The sequence below is a fragment of the Bacillus sp. AP8 genome, from assembly GCF_000321185.1.
Classification (GTDB): Bacteria; Bacillota; Bacilli; order Bacillales; family DSM-1321; genus Bacillus_AD; species Bacillus_AD massilioanorexius.
Genome location: NZ_CAPG01000019.1, coordinates 51,388 through 77,401, shown reverse-complemented (window position 1 = coordinate 77,401; position 26,014 = coordinate 51,388). Strand labels below are relative to the sequence as shown.

Below are 26,014 nucleotides of genomic sequence, written 5' to 3'. Positions count from 1 at the left end.
GGCACTATTACCCTTCGTATTTAGCAATCGTTTCATCTATCAGTTTTTTTAATTTTCCTAATTTTCCAAATTCTTTTTCTGGTATGGCTTCTAGCGGTTCTCTTACACTCCCTACATTGATCCCATTTAATTTCAAAACTTCTTTTATTGCTGAATACATGGAGCCTTCAAATGAACATAGAGCGATAATAATATCGTTGATTTCTTTTTGGATATTCTTTGCCTGTTTAATCTGTCCATTCGATATAAACTCTTCAGCTTTTAAAAATAGTTCAGGCATAGCCCCATAGGTTCCACCTATTCCACTATCAGCTCCCATTAGTCTTCCAGCAACAAATTGTTCATCTGGACCATTAAAAACTAGTATTCTGTCTTCATCAACAGATTTAAATCTTTCAATATCCAGTACTGGCATTGAAGAATTCTTAATTCCTATTACTTTTTCATTTGTTAGCATTTGTTTAAATAGATTCATTGAAAGTGAATAACCTGTTGTTTGAGGGATATTATAGATTACAAATGGTAAATTTGTAGAATCAATAATAGTAAACCAATATTTTGAAATTGAACTCTCAGGAAGTTTGAAATAAATTGGCGGTATAGCTGATAATGCATCGTAACCTAATTCTTCTGCATATTTTGCCAAAGTAACACTATCTCTAGTTGATGGAGCACCCACATGTGCTATTAAAGTTAGCTTGCCTTTTAGACACTCCGCTACATATTTAAGCGTCGCTTTTCTCTCAATAATATTCTGATAAATACATTCGCCCGAACTACCACCCACGTATAGACCTTTTACTCCCTTATGATAAAGATAGTTTGCTAATGCCTTTGTTCTTTCTTCCGACACCTCTCCATTTTCATCATAGCAAGCATAAAAAGCTGGAAATATTCCTTTAAATTTATCATTCATACATTTCACCCCATATCCAATAAAACTAACATTTATAAACAACCTATCCTAAAATTACCATACACTATTATTTTTGTAAACATTTTCCTTCATTATATTTTTTTTGAAAAAAATTTCCACTATTTCAAGTCATGATCATGCTTCTACAATCGTTAATAGATAATAAGACTAAATTAACTCCTCACTTAACCATTATTTTCATCACTATACTTTTGAACAGGTATGCGAATCATAACAATTGTTCCATCAACTCGACTACTATATATTTGTAATCCGTATTCCTCACCAAAATGTAATCTGATTCTCTCATGAACATTTTTTGTACCGATATGATTTGTTGTGATCGTGTAATGATCTTGAAATAGGTTTTGATTAAGTTTCATTAGTGTATCCTGATCCATTCCTACGCCATTATCATGTATTTCAATTACAAGACCTTCATCAGATAGAAACACAATAACAGAAACTTCTATCTGTTCCGTCTGACGCTCAAGCCCATACTTCAAAGCATTTTCCACTATTGGCTGTAGCATAAATCGAACAACGAGCAAATTCTCGCATCCATTTTCAATAATTTCATGATAATCTATATTATTCGCATATCTCATCTTTTGAAGTTTAAAATATAACCGTACATACTCCAACTCTGTTTTCAAAGGAACAAGATCTTGATCAATTTTAGTGTGCAAACGGAACAAATGCCCTAGTGTACCTATCATTTCACCTAACTCTCGTTGATCATTTAATACCGCTTTCATCTGAATTGATTCCAACGTATTTGCAAGAAAATGAGGATTAATTTGACTATGCAAAGCAATTAATTGTGCTTCCTTTTGTTTGGCTTTTGCAGAGGCAATTCGTTCTACGAAGCTTTTTAAATCGCTAACCATTTTATTAAAGCCGTGATATAGTGTTCCTATTTCATCATTGCGACTAGTCTTAAGATCCACGGTAAAATCTCCTGTTCCAATAAGCCGAACCTGTTTACTGAGATGAATGATTGGTTTTGAAACTCTAGAAGAAATGAAGAACATTAAAACCGTTGCTAACAACGCTGAACTTGCTGCAACCAATAAAATAATTCGACCAATAAAAGCTGACTTCTCTGTAACATCTGTCGAATTGATATATTGAATAACCTTCCATCCCGAGTATTTGGAAGTAACAAAATTCACATATACAGCTTTATTGTTTATTTTTGTATATAATTGACCATTTTCTTCCGCTAAGATACTCTTTAATGCTGAAGGTTCGATCTTTAAAGCCGTTGTATTTTGCTGAAATTGAGAAGAGTATATGAAACTACCTTTATCATCAACCATTATGAAATTCCTCTGATTATGTTCCATTAATGAAAAAATGTTGCGGAGCATATCTAAGCGAATATCGAGAAGAATCACTCCAAGTATTTGATCCTCTCCAACTTGTCGGATTGCTCTTGACATGGAAATAACATAGTCATTTGAAAACTTTCGCTGAAACGGCTTGTGAGTACCAAACAAGACCATTCCTCCATCTGCTTCAATCGTCTTTTTATACCAGGGCTCATTGAAATACGAGTAATCATAGTCAGCACCAACATAATCATAACTACCTGCATAATATACTCTGTTACCCAAAAAAATTTGTACCCCATTGACATTATTAATTAACAATTCAATTCCTTGAACAAAATTATGTATACTTGTTTCATTTTCAAGCTGGTTTGAATTAGATGGATTGTTCATTGTTTTTTTAATGCGGAAAGTAATTTAGCATCATTAAACGCAAGTAATGTACCTTTTTCGATTGCTTGTAAATATTGATCCATATTAAAGGATAAGTTTTTTAAGATTAGGGAAGAGTTACTCTGGAATTCTTTTTCTACTGCATTTAACGACACCCTATACGTTACTACTGATACAATCAACAATGGAATCGTAACACTACAGATAATAAGAAAAAATATTTCTGTACGGATGCTATTTCTCATCGAACACCTCGCATTTTGCGATATTCAGAAGGAGTAATTCCAGTAATTTTTTTGAAAGTTTTTACAAAATGCTTATAACTGTTATAACCACACATGTTAGCAACTTCTAAAACAGAATAGTTAGAATTCTTCAAGCATTCTTTAGCATAATTCATTCGAATTTCTGTAATGTACATTACATAATTAATGTTCATTTTATTTTTAAATAAGCGGCTTAGATAAGTAGGGTTATAAAAAAATACATTGGCCACTCTAGTCAACGAAATGTCCTTATCTATATTTTCTAAAATGTACGCCTCAATTTTTGAAAAAATCCGTTTCTCCATAGAGTTTCTAGAACTATAATCAAAATTCAAACTGATTGTCAAAATAAAATCAGTAAGCCATTCAAATAAATCTGTTAGTGTACAAAAGTCATCCAAAAAAGCACTGGAAAACAATTTCGTATGATACATTTCTCTTATATTTATTCCATGCTTGTGAACAAATCTTATACAAACCCCAATCAGTTCTTGGACAAAGGCAAATAATATTTCAGGAGTAGCCTGTTCAGCGTGTTTTTCTATTAGTTGTTCAAACTGTCCCAACAATTCCTTTATTGTGATTTGATCAGCCTGTTCAAGCGCAATTACTAGTTTTTGCTTTTGATTCTCTGTCAAATGGAATAAATAACCTTTTACGTGACTAGGCTGACTGTAATAGAAAATTTGCTCTCTACTATCAAAAAAACGATAAGTTATTGCTTGCTGAGCTAAGAGAAGAGACTGCTTTACATGGCTACCACTATTAACTTGAGGTCCGACACCACAATACAGATTATTACTTATTGAACTAACTTGCTTTACTATTTTCCGTGCTATATCTGTAACCTTGTCTATCAATAATGGATTTTCCTTAGAAGCGATGAACATAAAACATTTCATCCCTGATGTATATATAAAAACTTGACAATCTAACTCTGATTGAAATAACTCTTCCCAACTTGAACGTATCTTCGCAACTACGTCTCCCCATAATTGTTGAATAGAATTTCTGTCCCCCATTTTTGAGATGAGAGTGAAAACGACTGTATAATAACTTTCATTCACAATAGGAAGATTGAACATTTCTGAACGTCTTTTCCATTCTTCCTCACTATAATTATTCTCCATCAAGTCTTGAATGCATTTTTCCTGCATCAGTGTCTCTTTTTCGCTTAGCTCTTTCCTTATTTCTTCTTGTCGTATGATATCCTGTTTTTTTTCTTTCATTTTGGTAACAGCTTCTTGAATCGTTTTTATGCTTTCTTCATATTGAAGCGGCTTTACCAAATACGCTGTCACCCCTAGCTGAATTGCCTTTTTGGCATAAATAAAATCTTCATATCCACTTAAAATAACAAAAATACAGTCAGGTAGATCTACTTGAAGTCTTTCAATCATTTTCAAACCATCCATATTAGGCATTCGAATATCGGTTACAATTAAATCGGGTTTCCATTTGTTTGCTTTTTCAATAGCATCTAATCCATTCTCAGCTTCGAGAATAGTTGAAAATCCAAGCTCTCCCCAATTAAAATACTTTACCAAACCTGCACGAATGACTATCTCATCTTCTACAATCATTAAATTATACATATATCACCTCGAATACAATTATATGTCAATCTCAGCAAAACAAAATAGTCTTAAATATCCTAAAATGTAAAGATAAACCCTAAAAAGTAAAATAAAGGGTATTTTTTCTCGTGATCATTTTAGATAAGATTAATCCAAGTAAGAAAGCGCTTTTATTCGTAGGGTATAAAAATACATTTTATTGGAGGGATTGAATTGAAATTGTTCAAAAAAATAGTAATTCCACTACTTTCTGCTTCAGTTATTCTTGGAATTGTTGGCTGTTCAAAAGATTCTAGCACAAATGAAAAGACTTCTAATGACAAAAAGCAAGTTGAAATCACATGGTGGAATTATCCGAACTGGGATGCATTGGATGGAGAATTAGGGAAATACGAAAAAGAGGTAATTAAAGCATTCAATAAGAAAAATCCTACTATCAAAGTTAACCTAGAGATGATTTCATTCGAAGGTGGTCCAGAAAAGGTAAACGTTGCCCTTGCCTCCAAAACAGCGCCTGATCTCATTTATGACGCTCCAGGCCGTATTCTTGACTACGGTGAAAAAGGTTACCTTGCACCCTTAAATGATATGGTTGATAGTGAAATGGAAAAAGATATATCTGAAAGCATTTGGAATCAATCAAAAGTAAAAGATGATGTCGTAATGTATCCACTTAATACAACTCCATTTATGATGGCTGTCAATAAAACACTATTTGAAAAAATTGGAGCACTTGACTTGCTCCCTCTAGACCGGCCAGAACGCACCTGGAGTGTTGCAGAATATGAAAAGGCTTTAGAAGCAGTTAAAACAAAAGCACCTGACGTTTACCCATCTGCTTTTTTTGCTAAAAGTTCTGCTGGAGACCAGGGAACAAGAGCTTATTTAGCTAATTTAGCTGGAAATAGCTTCTTAAACAAGGATATGACGGAAGTGACTATTAATAGTGGTGATGGCGCTAAAGCACTTCAATGGGTTGTTGATGGAGTTTCCAAAAAACTAGTTGCACCTGGTGCAGAGTCAATGGCAGCAAGTGATACTCTCGATTTATTCTTACAAGGTAAACTAGCAACAACAATAAATTATTCTACAGTTGTAAAGAAAATATATAGCTCTAAAAAAGTCGTAGATTTTGAAGAAGCATTTGTTTCATGGCCAACACCTGATGGTACAAACCCTTCGTACGAGCCATATATCGGTGGTATGGCTGTATTCAATAATGGTGACAAAGATAAGATTGAAGCTGCTAAAAAATTGATTAATTTTATTGCAAATGATCCTGAGTGGAAAGATAAAAACCTTAAAGCTACTGGCGGTTTCTCTGTCAGAAATTCAGTAACTGGACTTTATGACGATGCCGAAATGACATATGTAGAATCCATGAGAAAGTATATTATTGACGGACCTACAAGAGCAAAAGGATTTGTTGAACTAAGAACAGTATGGTTCCCAGAACTTCAACAAGCATTAATGGGGAAATCATCACCTAAAAAAGCATTGGATTCTTTTAAAGCAAAAGGAGATGAAATCCTAAAGAAAAGTCAATAAAGAGCATCAGTAATCGTTGAGGGAGTTCGTTAATCCCCCAACGATTACTAAATGTCTCTCTCCAACGGCAATCACATTAGAATGCATAATTCTTTTCGCTTCAAAAGGGAAAATGAAGTTCTTTTAGAACTTTCTTACTTAACTTATCGCTAAACTGGTAGATACGAAAATTTTTTTTGACCAATTGGGTTTTTACTAGCACTAAGACTCCCACCTAAATGCCTCTTTTCTTGCTGTTTTTTTCATTGGGGGTCTTAGAATTAGTTTGAACGGTATACGGGACCTTTCTCATAAATAATATAAAGACCTAGATTATGACGAAAGATCTCTTTTTTAATGAATGTAAATAAAGGAGGTAAAACTTAGTGAGAACCTTCACTCAAAAGCGCTTTTTTAAAAGAGAATGGCTAACTAGCTATCTTTTTTTATTACCTGCACTTAGTTTTTTTGTAATATTCGTCGTAATACCTATGATTAAAGGAATATATATAAGCTTTTTTAATTACACTGGAGCTCAATTTGATTTTATAGGACTAGATAATTATATTTACTTATTTCAAAATGAAGTTTTTCTAAAAGCACTACGTAATACCGTTCTTTTAGTCTTAGGTGCCGTACCAATTGTTATTATCTTTTCCCTTTTTGTCTCAATCAATATTTATCAAAAAAATGAAAAGCTGAGATCCTTTTTTCGAGCAATATTTTATTTACCAGCTGTTTCTTCCGTAGTAAGCATAACCGTTGTCTGGGGCTGGATTTATCATCCTAATTACGGAGTACTCAATTATATTCTAAATTTATTGAACCTAGAGTCCATCAATTGGCTTGGCGACTCGAAATTTGCCTTAATATCCATCATTATCGTACTTATAACAACATCTGTCGGTCAGCCAATCATCCTATATACAGCTTCCTTAGGAAATATTCCTTCAACCTATATTGAAGCAGCAAAAATTGACGGGGGAAGTGATTGGCAAATATTCCGAAAGATTATTTGGCCTCTTTTAATGCCTACTAGTTTATACGTTATTATTGTAACTACGATTAACTCCTTTCAATGTTTTGCATTAATTAAATTACTGACATCAGGCGGCCCCTTCTACAGTACAACTACAATTATGTATGAAGTATATGAAAAGGCGTTTACTCTAGCACAATTCGGCTTAGCTTCCGCAATGGGTATCATTTTAGCAGTGGTGATCATTACTATTTCAATCATACAGTTTAAATACTTCGGAAAAGAAGTGGAATATTAGGAAAGGAGAACTTGAAATGGAGCCTACTATACAATCAAAGAAAAAAATAATAGTAAAAAAACAAAAGAAAATGCCCATTCCAATTGGTAAAAAACTATCGATGTTCTTAATGATATTTTTCGTTTTATTATTTCTATTCCCCTATTATTGGGTTATTACTGGATCATTTAAATTACAGCTTGTAGCAACTACGATTCCACCTGAATGGTTTCCACTAAAACCAACCATGGAAAATTGGGTTGATTTATTTAAAAATCCAATTTGGCGTTGGACTTTTAATAGCTTTTTTATTTCTTTTGTAGAGATGATATTAGTTTGTTCAACCGCCGCTCTCGCAGGCTACGCTTTAGCCAAAAAACGTTTTCCTGGCAGAAAGGTGATCTTTTGGATATTAATTGCAGCAATGACTCTTCCAAAACAAGTAATCCTAGTACCCCTTTTTACTATGTTAGCGGATTTTGGATGGGTTGATACATTTCGAGGACTGATCCTTCCAGCTGTTGGGTGGCCATTTGGGGTATTTCTCATCAAACAATTTGCTCAAACCATACCTGATGAATTAATCGAAGCTGCCAAAATAGATGGTTGTTCCGAATTACGCATCTTTTACTCAATTGTATTGCCTATGCTGAAGCCTGCTGTTGGTGCTTTAGCCATATTCACTTTTATTGCTTCATGGAATGACTATTTCATGCAATTAATCATGGTTCGTTCTACTTCCATGCAAACATTACCACTCGGAGTTGCTGCCATGCAATCTGAATTTGCAACAAACTACGGAGTCTTAATGGCAGGAGCAACCCTTTCTTCTATACCTATGATTGTGATTTTTCTTATTTTCCAAAAGAATTTCACTCAAGGAATTACAATGGGTGCTATAAAGTAACAACGTATGAATCGGTATATTTTTAACATAAACAGATAAAAGTGCAAACTATCCGTTCAGCCTAAAAATAAGAAGGGACAATGAGTTATCTTTTTTTGGATACATCAAATGTCCCTGCTTATTTTCTTTTGAATAGCTTTATCACACTGATGAATCTCTACTAACTATGGAAAAACACTCTAATTACATCCATTGATGGCTACTTTATTCCATAACTTATTAAGTTTGTTAGTATTCGATAACCACCAGGAACTTGATTTTGAATTTGTCTATATAGTACTAGATTTGTATATAGATAACTACCTTTCCCATAATTCGCCATTAGAATACCACCATCAAATGGCGCTTCATTTGGATCCGCCATTGTTATAAATGTCTCATATCTACTGTCCCATTTCATTGGGAAATAAAGTCCTCTTTCCTGAACCCAATGACTCCAATCATCTTTTGTTATTTTGTTAGGATAATTAAATAGAGGAGAATCCGGCTTCAAAAGATTTACCGTTGCATTCTCATCCGTTACTCGCCAACGTATGGAAGGATTTCCAATTGTAAGCGGATATGGTGCAGTTTTTTGTGCATCCCATCCATCGCCTGGCTTGTGATATTGAACAACAAGATATCCGCCATTTTCTACATATTTTAAGAGCCTTGCATTGTTTAATTGTAAATCCTCTCGGGATAAATAAGCACGAATACCTACAACAATCGTATTATATTGATTCAAATCACCAGTTGCCAAATCCACTGGGGTTAACTTTGTGATATTAAGACCTGCATTACTTAAATAATCGGCCACTTTATCAAATCCACTTTCAATATAGCCTACTTTCAAAGAATCTGGCTTTAGTAATTCAAATGCAACAGCATTTATATTTGCTGGATATTGATAATAGAAAGTTCCAATATGGTCATATGATATTTCTTGAATAGTAGATTGAAAGGTCTTTCCATTAACAGTTGCAAAAGCTTTTATTTCATATTCATCATTCTTTACGGTTGGCGGTGGAGTAAGGATGAATTTCACTTGTTTCTCTTCATTTTTTCCAGAAAATGAAACCGTTGATTTTGTAGGTGTAACCTTCCAATTTGGTGGTATTTTTATTGCTATATTTGCTGTTGTCTTCCCTTCTCGATAATTTTTAGCTGTTACTGTTATCGGTATTTCTTTTGGCACGTTTGCCGTATTTACAGCAAGATCCTCAGGTGAAAGTGTGAGACCTACATCAGGAAGTACAGCAATCGTGCCATTTAATTCTTCTTTAAATGTCGTTTTTGTATGACCATATTCAAAAGAAATGTTTGCTGAAATGGCAGATTTATTATACGCATGATAGTCATTTGCCTCTTTAGGAACATCAACCTGATACGTAATAATCGTTGATTTTTTTGGAGCTAGATAAACAGATTTTGTTTTTGTTTTTGCTTTCCAGCCTTTTTCCATGTCCAATTTCACAGAAACATTTTTTAGCGTATGTGTTCCATTGTTTTTAAGTGTAATTGTCACATTGGTTTTTTGACCTTTTGTCAGTATATTGGAGGAGGATTTAGCTTGAACATCTAAATTTGAAGATACAAAACTAGCATTTTGCAATTGCTCTTCTTTTAATGAAAGCTTGTGAAGCAACTCATTTTTGACTTCATTACTTAGTTTTGCTTTTTTGACTTGTTTTGTAACTGTTCGAACATGAGTTAGAGCTGTTTGAGATGAGGTAAAAACACGCTGACTATTTGGATATGCTTTAATAACAGAATCCATTTTTACTTGTAGTTTTTTCAGTTCGGATCTTAATTGCGACTGTGATACTGGTAATTGATTCGCCCAATCAGTAAAGTTATATGGAATTCCAGCAAAAAGATCCTTTTTATCTTTCGTATTCACGGCACTTTGCTTCAAATCCAGATGTACCTGACGTGGTCCTGCTGGAATATCTGATCCCATTCCTTGACTTTTATGCATATATCGAGATTGTTCGCCAAGCTGCGGATATGTCATCCCATAAACGGGGTCATATGCTCCAATTTCAATCGATGTTGTTGCTTTATCTGCAGAGGAAACTGGTAAATATAACTTTTTTACTTGCCATACGGATAATCCTTGCTTTAAATGCTGCGGGAAAATAGTCGGATTTGCTGCATCCTTAAAAGCTCGTTCACTTAATATGGTCATCGTTCGATGATGACCGTGCTGAGTATCATCATTTTGAAAAGATGGCATTACAATATCGGGCTGATATGTACGAATAAAGCGAATTAAACGTTCATATGTTAGTTCCTCGCCCCATTTTCCCAACGTTTCTTCTGGTGTCTTGGAAAAACCAAAATCGTAAATAGGATCAGATGTTGTTTTACTTAAATGATAAGCTTTTACTCCAGTAATTTTTGCAGCTTCAATCATTTCCCTTGAGCGAATGATTCCAAGTGCGTTATCCAATTCGTCGCCTATTTCATTTTGCCCTCCTTCACCTCGATTGGCAATTAAGCTAGATGTCTTCACTCCTAATCCTCTTGATAAATAAGCTAGAAAATCACTTCTTTCATCATCAGGATGAGCACCACTATTCAAAAACGTAACAGTTGTACCAAGTGGTTTGACAGCATTCCATAGTTCTACATTAGGTTTGTTAGTACTTGCTGTACCTTTTGCGAACGGAAAAAATGATACAACTAAAAATAGTGATAAAATAATCCGCAATAATCTCCTCATCATGAAACCCCTTTCATTTTATAAAATTTTCACTTCATAAACTAATAGATGATATGTAAGGTAGTAATATTCCTTAAACCAAGCTGCATATATAATTTATAGACTAATACTTTATTTGATAGGTATTCTTTTATGCCTCAACAGTGATTAGTTAAAGTAAGCCATTTTATACTGGCGCTTCCCTTTCCACTTAAAATCTTTTTGTAGTATTTCAAAAAAAGAGACTTGTTGCCAGTATGAACAAGAAAAATGTTGATAATAAGGGGGTTTTTTAATGAAAAGCAAGAAGTTATCCATTTTTTCCATACTTACTCTTTCCGCCGCATTGTTGATATCAGGTTGCAGTAGCTCAGATACTTCAAATTCAACGCCGAAAAAAGACGATAACAAGGAGAAGAGTAGTAAACTTGAAGATAAAATTGTGGTGTACTCTCCTCATGGAAAAGATATCTTATCGAAATTCGAAGCACAGTTTGAAGCGAAATATGAAATTGATGTAGAATGGCTTGATATGGGCTCTCAAGAAATTCTAGACCGGATTCGATCAGAAAAGAATAATCCACAGGCCGACGTTTGGTGGGGAGCTCCTTCTACCAACTTTAACCAAGGAAAGGCTGACGGCTTATTAACCCCTTATCAACCTTCTTATTCTGATAGCCTTGATCAAAATTCTCATGATCCAGAATGGTACTGGTCTGGTACTAGTAAGACGCCTGAGGTCATTATGTATAACAGCAAAGAATTATCAAAAGAAGAAGCTCCAAAAGACTGGGATGAACTACTTGATCCTAAATGGAAGGATAAAATCATCATTCGTTACCCGCTTGCTTCAGGTACAATGAGAACGATTTTTTCCGCAATGATCTATCGAACTTATAAAGATACGAACGAACCAAAAGCAGGATATGAATGGTTGAAAAAACTTGATCAAAACACAAAAGAATACTCGGCAAACCCAGAAATGATGTATAACAAAGTAGCTAAAGGAGAGGGTTCACTCTCTGTTTGGGCAATGCCGGATGTTGTGAATTTAAAAGAAAACAAAAACTATCCTTTTGAGTTTCTTATTCCAGAGAGCGGTACTCCTGTTTTAACTGAAGGAATCGCTATCGTAAAAGGGGCTAAGCATCCAAAGGCAGCTGAAGCATTCTATGAATTTGTTAACACTCCTGAAGCAGCTAAGTTATTAGCTGAAGAATTTTATCGTATTCCAACTAGAAACGATGTGACTGGTCTACCAGATTGGATCACAAAAACAGAAATAAAACCGATGGATATCGATTGGACTGTTTTCCAAGAAAAAGGAGACGAATGGATGAAATATTGGGACGAAAACATAAAAAATGGAGCTAAAGAAATTAAAGAGTAAGGAAGTGTCGCTCTAATGACATCAATAATAATCGAAAATGTCCAAAAATCCTTCGGAAAAACTATAGCCGTCAATCATCTTAATCTATCTATTAAAGACGGTGAGTTTTTTACCCTTTTAGGTCCTAGTGGCTGTGGTAAAACAACAACCCTTCGTATGATTGCAGGATTTTATTATCCATCACAAGGATTGGTTCGATTTGGAGAGAAGGATATGACTCGCATACCTCCGGAGAAAAGAAATACGGGCATGGTTTTTCAAAACTATGCCCTTTTTCCTCACATGACCGTATTTGAAAACGTTGCATTTGGCCTAAGGGTTAGAAAAATGACTTCCGTTGATTTAAAGAAGAAAGTAGAGGAAGTACTGAGCAAAGTGAAACTAGAGAACTATTCAAATCGTCAGGTCAGTCAATTAAGTGGTGGTCAACAACAACGTGTAGCCCTAGCAAGAGCACTTGTAATCGAACCAGAAATACTATTATTAGATGAGCCATTAAGTAATTTAGATGCCAAACTACGGGATGAAATGAGAGCTGAAATTTTACGATTACAAAATGAGTATAAAATAACAACCATTTATGTTACACATGATCAAGCAGAAGCACTATCCATGAGTGACCGAATAGCTGTTTTTAATAACGGAATATGCCATCAAATTGGCACTCCTACTGAAATCTATAATAATCCTTGCAATGATTTCGTAGCCCGTTTCATTGGAGAAATTAATCTTTTTCCTGCTCAAGTAGAACTTATTAATTCCGACCATATTATGGTTTCATTAACACAAATCCGAGAGCCAATCAAACTCCAAGTTCCCTCACAACATCATAGCAATCACACTTCACTTGATGATAAAAACCTTGCCATCTCCATTAGACCAGAAGCAATCAAGATAATAGACTCTTCGGAAGAAGGCTTAAACATTTTAAAAGGAAAAATCTTATCTCTCCAGTTTTTAGGCGCTATTGTAAATTTGCTCGTCCAAGTTGAAGCTTTGTTACTACGAGTAAATGTGTTAAATACACATACATTTGGACACTTTTATCAGGGAAAAGAAATTTACGTACAGCTCCCAGAGCAGCAATTACGTATTATTCCTATACTAAATGGTGATACACCATGATGAAGAAAAGAGATATGCGACTCACTCTTTGGCTACTCCTCCCAGTTATTATCATTCTAATTGCCTATGTTCTCTATCCATCCTTACGAACTATTATTGAAAGTTTACAAAAAGGAGGTTCACTTTCACTCGGGAACTACCAGGATTTTTTCGTTCAAGAATCAAAAACAAATTTAGAAGCTCTGTGGAATTCTGTCTATATTTCGATTTTAAGTGTGTTGGTTAGTGCGTTAATCGGAATTCCTTTAGCCATTATTTTTAATCGATACGATTTTCCAGGTAGAAATTTCTTCTCTACAGCAGCAATCTTACCAATCGTTTTACCCTCACTTGTTGGTGTTATGGCGTTTATGTTTTTATACGGTGAAACTGGATTAGTTCCGAATGCCATTAAGGATTTATTTGGTTTAGAAAAAGTTCCTTTTAAAATAGGTGGCGTATCAGGAATATTAATTGTCCATGCTTATACGATGTATGTCTATTTCTATATGACTGTCTCAGCAGCTATACATAAAATTGATCCTTCTCTAGAAGAAGCTGCTTATAATTTAGGGGCAAATAGATTTAAAGTGTTTTGGAAAATCACATTTCCTTTATTAACACCTGCTATTATTGCTGCTTCCCTACTCGTTTTTATGATTTCCATGGCATCCTTTAGTGCACCCTTTTTGTTAGCTGGCGGATATCGAGTATTAAGTCTACAAATTTATTTTTCAAAAATTAATGGTGATATGGAAATAGCTGCTACTCAATCTGTTATTCTCTCGATCGTTTCCATTTCTTTTCTATTATTCATGCGTTGGTATCAAAATAGGAAGGATTATCGAATGGCTTCAAAAGGGATTGGAGCTCATCGAAGTGAAGTAACCAATCCCTTTATTAAATGGATTTTGGTTGGAGCAGGCATGATTGGAGTTTTGATTTTACTATTACCTCATTTAACCATTCTATTATTATCACTAGTACCAGATGGAACCTGGACTTGGCAAACCTATCCTACCATCTTTAATCTAGAAAATTATCGTCTTTTATTTGAAGATCCAAATATTTTCAAACCATTACGAAATAGTTTAGTCATGGCGATTATTGCAACAATCGCTAATTTAATATTTGGTGTCATTACATCCTATGTTCTTGTCAAAAGAAAATTTATTGGAAAAAGCTTAATCGATATACTCGTTATGATTCCATGGGCTTTGCCAGCTACTGTAATTGGGATGAATCTAATATTTGCTTTCAACGAACGCAGTATTTTTTCTTTTGGTCAAATTTTAGTAGGAACCTTCTGGATTTTACCTCTCGCCTATTTTGTCAGACATATTCCTCTTGTTGTTCGCTCAACGAATGCTGTTCTAGAGCAGTTAGATGACTCCATTGAAGAAGCAGCGAGAAGCTTAGGAGCAAGATGGTTCTATACTTTTAGGAAAGTAATTCTACCTATCATTATGCCCGGTGTTTTATCCGGCACATTATTAGCATTCATTGAGTCTGTTGGAGAATTTCCAACATCCGTACTTTTATACACCATTTCAAACAGACCGATTTCTATTGAAATTATGAACCAGCTACGAATGTTCAATATGGGGCAAGCAGCTGCTTATGGAATGATTCAAATTGCCATCATCATTTTAGTCCTTTTTGTATCTAATAAATTTTTTGGAATTAAAGCGGAGAAAGCCCTCTAAGATCATCTATTTGCCCTAGTCAGTAAGGAAGAATTTAAAATTGGTTAGTCTTATACAAGAGATGTAAGTCCAACAACCACATTTATAGTTTCGCATCTTGCAATAATTGAATTAAGGTCATATGCAAAAAAACAGAAAGCATCTTTATGTACTTTCTGTTTTTCTTTATTTAAATCTTTAATTGCAAATCAAAATGCTTTTCAAACCAAAGTTTATTATGTCGCCATTCTGAAACAATACCATCTCTGCTATAAATTAAAAAACGATATTCATACCATGCCTTCCGTTGAAAAAGCGAACGATTTTCTTCAAAAATATATTGTAAAAAATAATCGTTTATAATTTCTGCAACATCTATACTGCCCGTCATATTTAAATCTAATATATGCACGGTCCCCTCATCTTCATCTACATAAAATTCATAAATCACCTTTTCATCGTCAAGTGGAACAACCCTTATTTCTTGTCCCATATAATGATACATGGGAAATTTATCAGAAAGCTCATTTCGATATTTTTTAATTAATTCTTGTTTCCTTAACGGCTCTTTTTGCAAAGGCGAATTTTCACTGGAGTCGCGCCATTCCTTAAAGGATGGAATATTCTTTTTCTCATAAGTATGTGAATCTATATTAAAATAGAACTTTTCCATACTAACACTCCTTTAAAGCTATCCGAAGTATACTAGCCTCCTTATTTATATTCCCAATTTTCAGAAATAAAAACCGTTAGAAATTTCTAATGTTATATAAAAATAGTAATTTGCTCAAAAAAATTCTGACTAAATAAGAAGGTATACTCTTATCCGTCAGAACTTTACTTTGATCACATAAACTATTCTTTTCTCATTAAGTGGATATGTTTGTTTTTATTTACTTCGATTCCACTACTGTCATAAGCTCTTTAGCTGATTTACGAGGTTGTGCTTTTGGTACCATTTCCGCATACCCCATATGGAGGTTAGCTAGAATTCGCTCACCAGGTTTAATACCGATTGCTTCGCGAACGATTGGTTCATGAAGCCATCCTTGTGTATGCCAAGTCATCCCTAACCCTTGCTCCCACGCCAGCAAACTGAAATTTTGAATTAAACAGCTTGTCGCAGCCAAATCTTCTTCTCTTTTAGATAGAATCGGATGTTCTTCCATTACAACCAACAAGAAGGCTGGATTAGCCATCAGCTTGTCATAAAGCTTATCACCCTCCTCTTGTTTTTTAGCAGGATTTGGTTCCTTGGAGATTTTCCACTCACGAGCTGCATTGGCGAGTTTTTCTCGACCTTCTCCATTAAATAAAATGAAACGCCAAGGCTGTGTAACATGATGATTTGGTGCCCATACGGCTGTATCAAGCAAATCTATAATGAAATCCGTAGAAACTTCTCGATCCTCAAAACGTTTAATGGAACGTCGACTTTTAATCAACTGTACTAAATCCATATTACCCCTCCACCCCTAATTGATAATGATAATCATTCATATCTTATCATATTATATAATCTTTACTATTCATATCGCAAACAATTAAATTACATTATCACTATACGAAACGTAAAAAAAGCTCTCTAAAAAGTGATTTTTATCACTTTTCAAAGACCCCCTACACTTTATGTAATTCCCATTTTTTATGGATTGTTTGTTACGCGCGTTTTGTCCTGTGCATGGCTCTATTCTATTCTTTAGTTGAGATAGGATAGTATGAAATTTAAATAAAATATAAGAGGATGTCATCGAATTTTTCCTTTTGAACATCCTCTTTACTTCTATATCTTTTTCGGATGATGACTGAATGCCCTTACGATTATTTGTATAGCATATCCACCGAACAGTAAAACAAAGATAACCGAAGGCTTAGTTACTAAATAGAAACAAGTTACCTCGATTAATAGAAGTAGACCAAACAATATTGAAACCATCTTTCCCTCAAAAAAAGTAGCTTGCTGTTTCATTTCTTTTTTGTAATATTTAATCAACCATTCAAGAGCAATAATGATAAGTAAAAAAATGAATATAACAGTATAATGCTCATAAGCGGCAAATGGTACACCTAACAAATAACATATCCTTACGAACAGCTCTAACACCCAAATAATCGATGACTTATTCAATGATCATTCCCCCTTTTCCAATCATAGCTTAACCAACATTAGATTGTAAGGAGAATTTAGAATGAAGAAAACTTTTATCCTTCTAAAAAGTCAACTACTCAGTAAATATTGTAATCCCTTTTCTACGACAATATCTTGAATAGCTTGATGTTTACTTAATGCACTTGTTAAGATAATTGACTCACCACGTTTCTTCCTTTTTCGTACTTCTGCTTGAATCTCAGATAATAACAAACCACCAAATAATAAGTATGGAATAACGACAACTCTACCAACAGTTGTTCGACTCATATGTTCTATTCCTTCAGAAAATGTGGGAGTTGTCGCGGCCAAATAGCAAACGTTGACTTTTGAAACAGTTAACCTACTAGCTATACCTGTTACAATTTGTAAAAAGTTTTGATGAATTGCTGTGTCACTGCTACCTCTTCCAACAATTAATAGCGAATCTTCCAGCATAAGCTCTCCAGCTGTTTCCTTTATTAGCTCGACTATACCGTCTAAAATGATTTCTTGTACTCCAAACGGATCTGCTACTATGACCTGAACAAATGGATGCTTCTGTTGAAGATATTTCAATTTTTCAGGAATATCTTGTTTAATATGACCAGCAGCCAATAAGAAAAGAGGAACAACAGTTATATTAGTTGCCCCTACTTCGATACAACGTTCAAATGATTCTTCAATCGTTGGCTCTGTTAACTCAAGGAAGCTGATTTCCTGAATTTCAGCTTCCACTCGATTCATCACTTCGTTCAAAAAAAGCTTCGCCTCCTCGGCCCCTTTTGTTGAACGTGTTCCATGACCTACATAAAGAATGGCTTGCATAGCCATACCTCCTTCGCTATTGCACGATTGGAATTTGCGATTGAATTTCATCCTCAAACCAGTGTAATTTCTCATGTAAACGAACTACTTCACCTATAATAATCATACTTGGATTAGTAACGTGTGCCTCATGTACTTTTTCCACAATCGACTTTAGTGTTCCAACTACCGTTTGTTGTTCTTTATACGTTCCCCAGTGAATAAGAGCAATAGGTGTATCTTCTCTTTTCCCATTGTGTATCAGCTTATCGACAATACTTGCTAAATGAGAGACACCCATGTATATACAAATCGTATCAACTGAATTCACCAGATAAGACCATTGATACTCAGCTTCCTGGTCCCCTAGCTGATGGCCGGTAATAAAGGCAAAGCTTTTACTTAATGTCCGATGTGTAATGGGTATGCCCGCATAAGCTGGTGCTGCGATTCCTGACGTTATCCCAGGGACGATTTCAAAAGGAATCTCCTGATTGGCACAAGCTTCAGCCTCCTCTCCCCCACGACCAAAAACAAAAGGATCGCCTCCTTTTAAACGCACTACTTGTAACCCTTTTTTAGCATACTTCACAAGAAAATGATTAATTGTTTCCTGCTTCATCGTATGATAATGAGGGAGCTTTCCACAGTAGATTAGCTGGGCACTTGACTTCGCATGCTTTAGCAATTCTGGATTAATCAGTCTGTCATACAAAACCACATCTGCCTGCTGTAAATAACGTAAGCCCTTAACTGTCAATAAGTCTGGATCACCAGGACCCGCTCCAATCAGATATACTTTCCCTGCCATTTCTACCACCCCTTCTCATCTTCATCTAAAATATATCCTGCTCTCTTTGTTAGACGTTTCTTTTCACGTAACGTTATTTCTTGAACATCAGGCAAACGTAAATAAAACTTTTCTAGTTCAACTTCTAAATGCAAAAAAGCCGCTTCATCATTTTCAGCACTAATGATGGCTACCACGTCTTTCTTGCCTAGATTGACATCAAACCTATAAAGATACGCCATGCACTTCTTGCTCCAAGATTGTTTCAAAAACTTGCTGAATTGTTGGTACCCCTAATCGCTCCACAAAGTCAAAAAAAGATTCTCCTTTAGCTTTTTCATCTTTAAAATAAAGCAATAGCTTTTCTAAAACAGAAGACAAATATTCAGAGGGTACTTTCCCTTTCAATTTTTCGTTGAACTTACCACCTGCATTTAACGTACCTCCAACATATATTTCATACGCTTCAACAAGCTTCTTATCTTTATTTCGAACCTTCATACCTTGTAGACCGATATCAGCGATTTGACGTTGACCGCATGAGTTTGGGCACCCTACCATATGCATACGTACTGGTACATCTAGTGAAATCTTCTCATCCAATTGTTCAGCGATCACACGCATAAATTCTTTCGTTTCAACAAGAGCTAAATTACAATATTCAATTCCTGTACAAGAGACTGCGTGACCAATGAATGAGTTTGGATTAATCGTTATTCTTTTAAAAATAGGTTCTGCCAATAACGCATCTACATTTTCTGATGGGATATTAGGAATAATTAAGTTTTGTGAATTACATGTACGAATTTCTCCATTCCCATACTGTTCAGATATTCTAGCAATCTCAAATACTTCATCAGCACTTAATCTGCCGACAGGGACATTGAAGCCCAAAAACTTTAATCCTTCTTGCTTTTGGTTATGAATTCCGTAAAAATAACCTGCATTCCACGACTCTACAGGTTCCTCTCCTTTTGTAGGAAGCTCGCCTGTATATTCTTTAATTTTTTCTAAAAATTTCTCAGGTCCCCAATCAGCCAATAAGAATTTCAGTCTTGCTAAATGACGTTTTTCTCGATATCCAAAATCTCTAAAAATCGTCGTAACGGCAACGGCAACCTCCAATGTTCGTTCAGGCTCAACAAAAACATCTAATGTTTGAGCCAAAAATGGTCGAGATGACAAGCCACCTCCCACTTTCAAATGAAAGCCTTTCTTTATTTCCCCATCAATTTCTTTCGTTGCAGGTGTAAAAGAAATGCAGTTTATCTCTGCATTTGAGGCATTTCGAAGATTAGCGCTAATTGACATTTTATACTTCCGAGGTAAATTAGAAAAATCCTCATTTCGTTGGAAAAAGTTATACACTTCTTTAACAATTTCTCTCGTATCAAATAGCTCGTCTGGATCAATTCCGGCAATTGGATTACCAACTATAGTACGAGTAATATCTCCACAAGCCCCAGCACTTGAAAGTCCAGCTGCTTCAAGTCTTCTAAAAATATCTGGTATTTGTTCAATTTCAAGCCAGTGAAATTGAACAGCCTGCCTAGTCGTAATATCAAATACACCTCTACCGTAATCTCGTGCAATACCAGCTAATGTTTCAACTTGAGATTTATTCAGTATTCCTGAAGGAACATTAACGCGCATCATAAAATATCCATCTTCCTTAGGTCGCTGTAAATAAAGACCTGCCCATTTAAATAAATCCCATTGTTCTTGTGGAATCGAAGAAAATCCATTTGCCGCATAATACGGTATATCATCTAATATTTTCAGCCCATCCTTCTCTAGCTTGGCTATTTCCGTTTTATTCAGTTTTTCATTGTTTGCCCAATTCTTGACATATGCCATTTCTGTTCCCTCCTTACATCACTTTATTTTCAATTAAATAGTCTTTTATTTTAAACACCGCTTCTTCAACTGTTAATTTATCTGTCGGAATAATGATTTCCGGTGAGGCTGGTTCTTCATAGGGTGAATCAATTCCTGTAAAATCTTTAATTTCACCTTTTCTAGCTTTCTGATAAAGTTTTTTAGGATCACGTCCCTCACATACTTCAAGTGGACATTGAACATATACTTCAATAAATTCGCCGTCTTCAAATAATTTCCGAACAGTCTCTCGGTCATCACGAAACGGGGAGATAAATGCTGTAATGACAATCGTTCCACTATCTACAAATAATTTTGCAACCTCTCCTATACGACGGATATTTTCAGAACGATCTTCTTCTGAAAAATCTAAATCACGATTTAATCCATGACGAATATTGTCACCATCTAACACATACTCGCTAATTCCTTCCTTATATAAATAGCTAGAAAAAGCATTAGCTATCGTAGATTTCCCTGAACCGGATAAACCAGTAAACCATAGTACACAGCTTCCATGTCCATTTTGATTTTTTCGATCATCCTTCGTTATAGATGTTTCATGCCATGTAAGATTGCTAGATTGAGTCATGATTTTCCTCCTACAATACTTTCTTTCTCTTTCAATCCATCAATTAATACTTCAATTACTTCTCTACGACTAAAAGTGGAAGGTGGTAGTTCGCCTTTACGTAGCAATTCACGGACCTTCGTCCCTGACAAAATAACTCGGCTCTCTGTACCATGTGGGCATGTTTTATCCGATGCCATACCTTCACATACTTGGCAATAAAAGCTATGCTCAAAAAATAAAGGAGTTATCCCTAGTTCCTCTTCTGTGAATTCACTAAAAATAAATTGAGCATCATACGTTCCATAATAATTACCAACACCAGCATGATCGCGCCCTATGATGAAATGTGTGCACCCAAAATTTTTACGAACAATTGCATGAAAAATCGCTTCACGAGGACCTGCATATCTCATAGCAGCCGGATAGACCCCTAATAAAACTCTCTCCTCTGGATAATAGTTTTCCAGCAATACTCGATAACTTTTTAAACGGACATCTGCTGGAATATCATCTGACTTTGTTTCTCCTACTAACGGATTTAAAAATAAACCATCTACTGTTTCCAATGCTGCTTTTTGAATATATTCGTGCGCACGATGGACAGGATTTCTCGTTTGAAACCCAACCACCGTTTTCCATCCCTTTTCAGTGAATAAAGCTCGAGACTTTTCTGGCTCAAACCAAACATCATTTGCAGTTCCGTGACTCGGTTTTCTAACTAAAACAATTTCTCCTGCTACATAAACCGAACCTCGTTGAAATAATCGCTTCACTCCTGGATGTGCTAAATCCTCTGTTCTATATACTTCGCGTGCTTCCTTTGCTAAATCTGGTTCATAAAGTTCCGAAATAGTCATAACCCCATATACTTCCGTTTCATGAACAAGCTTGATCGTCTCACCAATATTGAATGTTTCTGCTAACTGCTCACTCACTGGTAAGGTGATAGGAATCGCCCATACTGTTCCATCCTTTAGTCGCATGTTATCTACTACCGATTCATAATCTTCTTTTCCCAGAAATCCTGTTAGCGGACTAAATAAGCCAACTCCAATTAGTTCTAAATCACTTAATGCAACGGCATCTATGTGTATTTCCTTTTCTATCCCTGTAAAATCAAAAGTTGGATTATAAGCTGATATAAGCTCGCCACCATGTGGCTTTGGAATTGTCATCAAAATCAACCTACCTTTATCTATTATGTTTTTTGCGTCTAACTAAAGTGTTTGTGCGTCTATTTGCGTTATTTCTGCGTCTAACCCTGATGTTATGGCGGCTAAATGAACAATATACGTCTACGACCTCCATTAATCCGTATGCAATCCACATTCTGTTTTACTAGTTCCTTGCCAACGACCGGCTCGTTGATCTCCATCCTTTTCAACTGGTTGTGTACAAGGAAAACAGCCGATACTCGGATAACCTTTCTCATGCAAAGAATTATAGGGTAAATCCTTTTCACGGATATAAGTCCATACATCATCCCAAGACCAATGAATAAGAGGACATATTTTAATATTCCGAAATTTATCATCATAATTTAGAAAAGCTGTTTGAGCTCGTGAAATCGATTGATCTCTTCGCAATCCTGAAATCCAAGCAGCTTTATTAGTTAATGCTTCTTTTAAAGGTAGTACCTTCCGGATATGACAACAATTATTTGGTTCTCGTTTCCATAACGCCGAACCATATTGTTCGCGTTGTTCATCTAATGTAAGTGCGGGAAGTTTTCGTTCGATTATTAAGTTTGGAAAACGAGCTTCAATTGCATCAATCACATCATATGTTTCTGGAAAATGAAGACCTGTATCAAGAAAAATAATATGTGCATCCTGTTTAATTGCACTAATTAAATCAATTAATACCATTGCCTCAGCTCCAAAGCTCGATGCATAGACGATGGAGTCTTCTTCAAAAAATTGATAAGACCACTTTAGAACATCTATTGCCCCCTTTGTCTCATTCGTTGTTAGAAATGTTTCTGCAAGCTTAAGCAAGTGGTCTTCTGAATCACGTATTTCCATCTGTTTCAAACTCCTCTCTGCTCTTCCATCTATGGGCTAAAGACAATAGAAAAAGGCAGTCTTTTATACCAATAAAGTACAAAAGACCGCCTCTAGTTTGTCTAGTCAGCGTGTTTTATTAGATGGAAGACGAACCTTTTCATTTTTCTCAATTTGTATTACTTTACCATCTTGAACAACTAAAGTAATAGAACCAAATTGCACTGAAGCTAGCATTCGTTCGATGTGAGAAACCACATCTTCCCATTCAGATGATTTCAGAAGTATTCGCCTCCTTTTAACGATAAAAAATTTCTGTAACATTCATTCTAGCTAGATTTGTCTAGAAACTCATTCACCATTAATCCATTCATGTTACTCAAATTGAGTCAAATAAGTCTCTAATTGTTAAAAGTATCCATCGATTTAAAATTAATCCTACCATACAAATAAGATTTGTCAATATTAAAAAGTTTAAATTTTCATAAAAAACAAAATAATATATATCCCCTTATAAAAATCATGATATGATGATGTAAATTTTATTATTCTAAAGATATAAAGCTCCTCTACTCTGATTAGAAGTTATCAAGGACTAAGAGTTAGACTTAGAAAACAAAATATGGAGGTTTCATATGACAAAACACCATTTTCTTCTGAAAGCGCATTGGCCAGGTGGTCGAAATGATGTAGGAGATCTTTCATGTGGAAACTTAAAGACGAGCATTTCTGTTCCTCCAGAAATGGACGGACCTGGTATTGGTACAAATCCAGATGAAATGCTCCTTGGTGCCGCAGCTACTTGCTATATCATTACGCTCGCTGCTATACTCGACAATAGTCGTGTCGAAAAGGAAGACTTATCCATCATATCTGAAGGAATTGTCCTGGTAGACAAAGGAGTACCTACCTATCAAAAAATCATCCATCGTCCCACGATTCTTTTGAAATCAAATGCAAGTGAACGTGATGTAAAAATGACTCATAAACTGGCTCATAAAGCTGAAACATCTTGTATGATTAGCCGAGCTATACGAGAAAATGTAGAAATGGAATTAGAAGTTACCATAAAAATAGCTACGACATAGAAAAAGCATCTACTGGACGACCTATTATAAAAATAGAAGCTCTACTCTATTCTGAGGTAGGGCTTTCGTACTTTTACCTATATTGCAAATAATGGTATATTAATTCCAAAGGAAAGGCCAAGGGATTATTTTACTTGTTAGGGGGTAGCATATGCGCTTTTTGAAAAAGTATTGGTTTGCAGGAACTATGATGATTATCTTCATTAGTTGGATTTCAAATTCTGTTTATTTTGAATCGAAGCAATTAAAAGAGCCAATTATTTTACCATCTTATATTGTGCAATCTCCGGATTCTTTAAGCTATATGACACTTTACTATTTGGATAACAAGAATGAACAAGAAAAAAATAATACCTTACAAATAGTAACCAAGTATGCTGAAAATCAAGAGCCCGCAATCTCTTGGAACAGTCAACTCGGATACATAACAATCGTAAAAGAATATAGACATCACTATTTAAAGAAAGTCCTTTTTGAATTGAGGGCAAGTGACATAGAACAACTTCATGAGCAAAAGAACACCCTTCAAAATGTTGCGATTTCCTTCCCCAATGGAAAGTCGTTTCCTGCTAATATTCGGCAGTTCCATTTATTAAGATCAACCGAAGGAACACAATATTTAGATTTCATTCAGACATCTAACTCTACTCAAGGTATAACAGAACATACTTTTGCGGTTAAAGAAGATGTTACAATGAATGAAATAAAGTTACCTAAACCATTAGCAAACGGAATCGAAGTATCAATCCTAACCAAAACCAGTCAGAACGCACTTTTATCTTCAGAGATTAATTGGCCACTTTCATTTCAGAAAAAAGATATTGTAAAAATCATACTTAAAAAGACAAACTCTAAACAACAAGCAAGTTCTGCTAATATACATGTCATATGGTCTGGAACTTCTAACAAGGGTAATAACGTACAACAGCTTATCTTACTAAATGCAGAACCCAGCCTTTCTCAAAATCAAGTCAATGAACTGGTAAAAAGAGAAAGAGGTGCACAAGAATGAAAGAGATATTTAAATATTTTATTATCGGATTTCTATTAATAATGATTGATCTTCAAATTCCTATTGATCTTCTTCCTGACTTCATTGGCTACCTTTATATCTATTTTGGCATAAAGAAACTTAGTTCTTTCTTATCATCATCCCAAAATACCCGGACTGCGAAAATACTAAGCTTATCATTAATGATTATCTCTATCCCTACATTTGTTATAGATAATACTATTCAACAATCCATTAATGGTTACAACTATTATTTATACGTTTTGGCCTATATTCAAATTTTATTAATCTATTATCTGTTTGTATTGATTATAGAATTTGCTCAAAGAATATCCCATCAATCCATGCTGCAAACAACAAAATTACTATTTAAATGGTATATAAGTATTATGCTTATCTCCTTACTACTGCAATCTTTTGTAATCAATCTCCCATCTGGATGGCAAATAATTGTATCATTCATCAGTGTAATATCCGCTTTCATCATGCAGATTGTCCTAATCATTTACTTGGCAAAAATGATTAGCCGATGTCCTGATAAAGTCAATAATTGTACATTTAATGCGTAAGTACACTAACTAAATGATAAGTAGTTATTTATAATAAGAATAGCTAAGGTATATGTTTTCAAAAATTAAATTTTGATCTAGGATGTTCGCTTTCCGAGATGTGGACCGGTGAGCCCCACAGAGA

General features: G+C 35.0%; 24 protein-coding genes. 8 read left to right on the top strand and 16 right to left on the bottom strand.

Features of this window, described 5'->3' with window-relative positions; translation table 11 throughout:
- Window positions 1-7: 7 nt before the first annotated feature.
- The 4 genes from BN349_RS03200 to BN349_RS24705 form a co-directional block, all read right to left on the bottom strand.
- Window positions 8-916: a dihydrodipicolinate synthase family protein gene (locus BN349_RS03200; protein ID WP_019240833.1), complete on the bottom strand. Its 909-nt coding sequence runs from the start codon at window positions 914-916 to the stop codon at window positions 8-10.
- A 185-nt stretch (window positions 917-1,101) separates the two neighbouring features.
- Entirely contained in the window at window positions 1,102-2,643 is a 1,542-nt protein-coding gene (locus BN349_RS03195; protein WP_019240832.1) for a cache domain-containing sensor histidine kinase, read from the bottom strand.
- Window positions 2,640-2,888, bottom strand: coding sequence for a hypothetical protein (locus tag BN349_RS03190; protein ID WP_019240831.1), 249 nt, complete (start codon window positions 2,886-2,888; stop codon window positions 2,640-2,642). Before BN349_RS03190 ends, BN349_RS03195 begins: the two co-directional genes overlap by 4 nt.
- The gene (locus tag BN349_RS24705; protein WP_019240830.1) at window positions 2,885-4,504 is read right to left on the bottom strand and encodes a response regulator; all 1,620 of its coding nucleotides are present in this window, start codon (window positions 4,502-4,504) and stop codon (window positions 2,885-2,887) included. The genes BN349_RS03190 and BN349_RS24705 overlap by 4 nt, the downstream gene beginning before the upstream one ends.
- A gap of 195 nt (window positions 4,505-4,699) precedes the next feature.
- Between BN349_RS24705 and BN349_RS03180 the strand changes: the two genes are divergently transcribed.
- From BN349_RS03180 to BN349_RS03165, 3 genes are all read left to right on the top strand, one after another.
- Window positions 4,700-6,034, top strand: a complete 1,335-nt coding sequence (locus BN349_RS03180) for an ABC transporter substrate-binding protein (RefSeq protein WP_019240829.1) — start codon at window positions 4,700-4,702, stop codon at window positions 6,032-6,034.
- 365 nt (window positions 6,035-6,399) lie between these two features.
- On the top strand, window positions 6,400-7,290 hold the full coding sequence (locus BN349_RS03170) for a carbohydrate ABC transporter permease (protein WP_019240827.1): 891 nt from the start codon (window positions 6,400-6,402) through the stop codon (window positions 7,288-7,290).
- A 16-nt stretch (window positions 7,291-7,306) separates the two neighbouring features.
- The gene (locus tag BN349_RS03165) at window positions 7,307-8,176 is read left to right on the top strand and encodes a carbohydrate ABC transporter permease (protein WP_019240826.1); all 870 of its coding nucleotides are present in this window, start codon (window positions 7,307-7,309) and stop codon (window positions 8,174-8,176) included.
- Window positions 8,177-8,375: 199 nt separating this feature from the next.
- Here BN349_RS03165 and BN349_RS03160 read toward each other — a convergent pair whose 3' ends face one another.
- Window positions 8,376-10,886, bottom strand: coding sequence for a PIG-L family deacetylase (locus BN349_RS03160; protein ID WP_026089138.1), 2,511 nt, complete (start codon window positions 10,884-10,886; stop codon window positions 8,376-8,378).
- Window positions 10,887-11,157: 271 nt separating this feature from the next.
- Here BN349_RS03160 and BN349_RS03155 point away from each other — a divergent pair, with 271 nt between their 5' ends.
- From BN349_RS03155 to BN349_RS03145, 3 genes are read left to right on the top strand one after another with little or no spacing between them, the layout of a single operon-like run.
- Window positions 11,158-12,252, top strand: coding sequence for an extracellular solute-binding protein (locus tag BN349_RS03155; protein ID WP_019240824.1), 1,095 nt, complete (start codon window positions 11,158-11,160; stop codon window positions 12,250-12,252).
- Between the two features lie 15 nt (window positions 12,253-12,267).
- Window positions 12,268-13,377, top strand: coding sequence for an ABC transporter ATP-binding protein (locus tag BN349_RS03150; RefSeq protein WP_019240823.1), 1,110 nt, complete (start codon window positions 12,268-12,270; stop codon window positions 13,375-13,377).
- Window positions 13,374-15,062 (top strand): ABC transporter permease, encoded by a 1,689-nt coding sequence (locus BN349_RS03145; RefSeq protein WP_019240822.1) that lies wholly within the window; start codon window positions 13,374-13,376, stop codon window positions 15,060-15,062. Before BN349_RS03150 ends, BN349_RS03145 begins: the two co-directional genes overlap by 4 nt.
- 169 nt (window positions 15,063-15,231) lie before the next feature.
- Here the strand turns inward: BN349_RS03145 and BN349_RS03140 are convergent, their stop codons facing one another.
- The 11 genes from BN349_RS03140 to BN349_RS23185 all read right to left on the bottom strand — a co-directional run bounded on the left by BN349_RS03140 (window position 15,232) and on the right by BN349_RS23185 (window position 23,479).
- The gene (locus BN349_RS03140; protein WP_019240821.1) at window positions 15,232-15,714 is read right to left on the bottom strand and encodes a hypothetical protein; all 483 of its coding nucleotides are present in this window, start codon (window positions 15,712-15,714) and stop codon (window positions 15,232-15,234) included.
- A 220-nt stretch (window positions 15,715-15,934) separates the two neighbouring features.
- A complete protein-coding gene (locus tag BN349_RS03135; protein WP_019240820.1) occupies window positions 15,935-16,501 on the bottom strand; it encodes a nitroreductase family protein in 567 nt (188 codons plus the stop codon).
- A 323-nt stretch (window positions 16,502-16,824) separates the two neighbouring features.
- On the bottom strand, window positions 16,825-17,169 hold the full coding sequence (locus tag BN349_RS03130; protein WP_019240819.1) for a hypothetical protein: 345 nt from the start codon (window positions 17,167-17,169) through the stop codon (window positions 16,825-16,827).
- A 90-nt stretch (window positions 17,170-17,259) separates the two neighbouring features.
- Window positions 17,260-17,997, bottom strand: a complete 738-nt coding sequence (locus tag BN349_RS03125) for a sirohydrochlorin chelatase (protein WP_019240818.1) — start codon at window positions 17,995-17,997, stop codon at window positions 17,260-17,262.
- 16 nt (window positions 17,998-18,013) lie between these two features.
- Window positions 18,014-18,787 (bottom strand): uroporphyrinogen-III C-methyltransferase, encoded by a 774-nt coding sequence (cobA, locus tag BN349_RS03120; RefSeq protein ID WP_019240817.1) that lies wholly within the window; start codon window positions 18,785-18,787, stop codon window positions 18,014-18,016.
- Window positions 18,788-18,789: 2 nt separating this feature from the next.
- Window positions 18,790-19,008, bottom strand: a complete 219-nt coding sequence (locus BN349_RS03115) for a DUF3906 family protein (protein WP_019240816.1) — start codon at window positions 19,006-19,008, stop codon at window positions 18,790-18,792.
- The gene (locus BN349_RS03110) at window positions 18,992-20,623 is read right to left on the bottom strand and encodes a nitrite/sulfite reductase (RefSeq protein ID WP_019240815.1); all 1,632 of its coding nucleotides are present in this window, start codon (window positions 20,621-20,623) and stop codon (window positions 18,992-18,994) included. The genes BN349_RS03115 and BN349_RS03110 overlap by 17 nt, the downstream gene beginning before the upstream one ends.
- Window positions 20,624-20,636: 13 nt before the next feature.
- Window positions 20,637-21,236, bottom strand: a complete 600-nt coding sequence (gene cysC, locus BN349_RS03105) for an adenylyl-sulfate kinase (RefSeq protein ID WP_019240814.1) — start codon at window positions 21,234-21,236, stop codon at window positions 20,637-20,639.
- On the bottom strand, window positions 21,233-22,393 hold the full coding sequence (gene sat / locus BN349_RS03100) for a sulfate adenylyltransferase (RefSeq protein WP_019240813.1): 1,161 nt from the start codon (window positions 22,391-22,393) through the stop codon (window positions 21,233-21,235). The genes cysC and sat overlap by 4 nt, the downstream gene beginning before the upstream one ends.
- Window positions 22,394-22,525: 132 nt before the next feature.
- Entirely contained in the window at window positions 22,526-23,242 is a 717-nt protein-coding gene (locus tag BN349_RS03095) for a phosphoadenylyl-sulfate reductase (protein ID WP_019240812.1), read from the bottom strand.
- A 105-nt stretch (window positions 23,243-23,347) separates the two neighbouring features.
- Complete coding sequence (locus BN349_RS23185; protein ID WP_019240811.1) at window positions 23,348-23,479, bottom strand: DUF2292 domain-containing protein; 132 nt, start codon at window positions 23,477-23,479, stop codon at window positions 23,348-23,350.
- A gap of 377 nt (window positions 23,480-23,856) precedes the next feature.
- On the opposite strand from BN349_RS23185, the gene BN349_RS03085 reads away from it, so the two are divergent.
- The gene (locus BN349_RS03085) at window positions 23,857-24,309 is read left to right on the top strand and encodes an OsmC family protein (RefSeq protein ID WP_019240810.1); all 453 of its coding nucleotides are present in this window, start codon (window positions 23,857-23,859) and stop codon (window positions 24,307-24,309) included.
- A 151-nt stretch (window positions 24,310-24,460) separates the two neighbouring features.
- Window positions 24,461-25,321 (top strand): hypothetical protein, encoded by an 861-nt coding sequence (locus tag BN349_RS03080; protein WP_019240809.1) that lies wholly within the window; start codon window positions 24,461-24,463, stop codon window positions 25,319-25,321.
- Window positions 25,322-26,014: the final 693 nt, after the last annotated feature.